This is a genomic window from Mesorhizobium sp. M1E.F.Ca.ET.041.01.1.1 (genome assembly GCF_003997355.1).
Lineage (GTDB): Bacteria > Pseudomonadota > Alphaproteobacteria > Rhizobiales > Rhizobiaceae > Mesorhizobium.
Genome location: NZ_RZSL01000790.1, coordinates 1 through 2,246 on the forward strand (window position 1 = coordinate 1; position 2,246 = coordinate 2,246).

Below are 2,246 nucleotides of genomic sequence, written 5' to 3' on the forward strand. Positions count from 1 at the left end.
CCGCCGACGGTGCCGAGCAGCGCGACATAGAGCAGCGAGATGAACAGGTCCAACTGGCCGAGCCGGCGCAGCAGCGCAAAGACGTAGATGCCGGCGGTCGAGCCGACGATGCCGCCGGCCAGAAGCACGCCGCCGAGCTTGAAGTCGAGCGTGCCGCGTTTGAAATGCGACAGCGCGCCGGAGAAGGAGGAGGCGATGACCTGGTTGGCGCCGGTGGCCACCGCGATCGCCGGCGGGATGTTGTAGAAGATCAAGAGCGGCGTGATGAGGAAGCCGCCGCCCACCCCGAACATGCCCGACAGGAAACCCACCGCCGCGCCCATCGCCAGCAGCACGAAGACGTTGACGGAAATTTCCGCGATCGGGAGATAGATGCCCACCCGTCTGTCTCGATCAGTTTGCCTGTCGGCGAATGCCGCCGTCCCCAGCAGTTTCGCACCGAAAAGCCAATTTTTTCTTGCGCCGGCGCGGCGGCGGAGTCAAACCCCGCCGCCGCGTCGAAACAAAAACCATCTCAATCAGTTAACAGGCAAATCTGTGGCAAGGCGTCGTGTATGCGACGCATCTGCCGTTATTTGTGCGCCAGCAGCGCCTTGACGAGCGGTGCGTCGATTTCCCCGGTCGGCTTCATCTTGTTGTCGGTCTGGAAGGCCATGATGGCGCTTTTGGTCTTGCCGCCCATCACGCCATCGGCTCCGCCGACCTCATAGCCGTTCTTGTTGAGGATCAGCTGGATGTTCTTCACCGCCTTCTTCATGTCGATGCTGGCGGTCGTCTGCGGCGTGCTGTCCTGCCAACTTTCCGGAACATCGGCCGAGTTGGCGGCCGCGTTGAGCGGCTTTGCCTTCCACAGTTCCGTGGCGGCGCGGGCCCGCTCGAGCTGCTCGGGTCTGAGCGCATTGGCGATCTCGTCACGCTTGGCGGCGGCGTCCTTGTCGCCGGTCTTGGCGACGAGCGCGAACCACTTGTAGGACTCCTCCAGGTTCTGCTTCATGCCGACGCCCTTGGCCGAAAGGATGCCGAGATTGAACTGGCTGTCCTTGACGCCGAGGTCCGCCGCCTCCTGGAACCAGTGCGCCGCCGATTCATTGTCGGTCACGCCGTCTGCGGCCATGGCGAACAGCACCGCCAGATTGTGCATGGCGCTGGCGTTGCCCTGTTCGGCGGCAAGCTGGTAGTGGGTCTTGGCCTTCTTGACGTCGCGCGCGACGCCGATGCCCTTCTCATAGAAATTGCCGATGCGGTATTCGGCCGGCGCGAAGCCCAGTTCGGCCGACTTCTCGTACCATTTGGCGGCCGCCGCCATGTCTTCCTTCACACCGCGCGATTCCGCATAGCGCGAGCCGATCTCGAACAGCGCCTTGGCGTCGCCGCCCGCGGCTGCGTCGTGCAGCGCCACCGGGCCGATGTCGGCCGGGATGTCGATCTTGGCGGCCGAAATTGCGGTCTGGCTGGTGGCCGGCGGGACGGTGCCCGTGGTGTCGGCGGACGTGGTTGCCGGCGTGCTGGCCGACGGCGTGCCGGTTGCCGGAGCGCTCGCCGCAGCCGGTGCGCTGGTCGTGGGCTGCGCATCCGTATCCGTGTCCATGGCCGGCGCGTTCGCGGCCGGCGTGACCGGCTCGGACGGCATGGTCGAAGCCATCGGCGCTGGCACAGGCTGGGCGGGCGCGGCAAGCGCCGTCGGGGCAGGCGCCGGCTCGGCTGGCGCCGCGGCGGCAGGCATCTCGGGACCGGACGGCTGAGCGGCGGCCTGCGGCGCCGGATCGTCCTTCAAGGGCTCGGCCTGCCTGACGGCGCGAGCCGGTGCGCTCTCGGGCTTCGCGGCGTCCGTCTCGGTCTTCGGCGCGCCAGCGGCATTGAGCGAAGCGGTTTCGACCGACTGTGTGGAGACGACCGGCGCGACGTCGTTGCTGGCGACCGGCGCCGGGTCGGAGAAGAAGGCTTTGCCGAGCTGCAGGCCGGCCAGCGCCATCATGATCGCGGCCGCAGCCATCAGGATCGGCTTGCGTCGCGCCTTGAGCAGATCGCCGATCCTCAGCGCCTTCACCGGACCGGTCATCGTCGACTGCCGCTTCAGCGCGTCGGCTTCCGCGGCGGCGGCCTGCGCCGCGCGGCGGGCGGCCGCGATAAAATCGGATTTGGCGGCGTCGGTCTCGCTGCGCCTGGCCGGCTGGTTGCCGCGCTCGTCGCGCACACGTTTCATGATGGCATTGAGGTCCGGCGCGCCCGAGCCCGGCTCCAGCGGC

General features: G+C 67.6%; 2 protein-coding genes. Both read right to left on the reverse strand.

Annotation, left to right across the window (positions count from 1 at the left end):
• On the reverse strand, positions 1 to 380 hold a 380-nt coding region (locus EOA38_RS34160), incomplete at its 3' end, for a sulfite exporter TauE/SafE family protein (RefSeq protein WP_145966213.1).
• Between the two features lie 191 nt (positions 381 to 571).
• A partial coding sequence (locus tag EOA38_RS34165) for an SEL1-like repeat protein (protein WP_145966214.1) occupies positions 572 to 2,246 on the reverse strand: 1,675 nt, incomplete at its 5' end.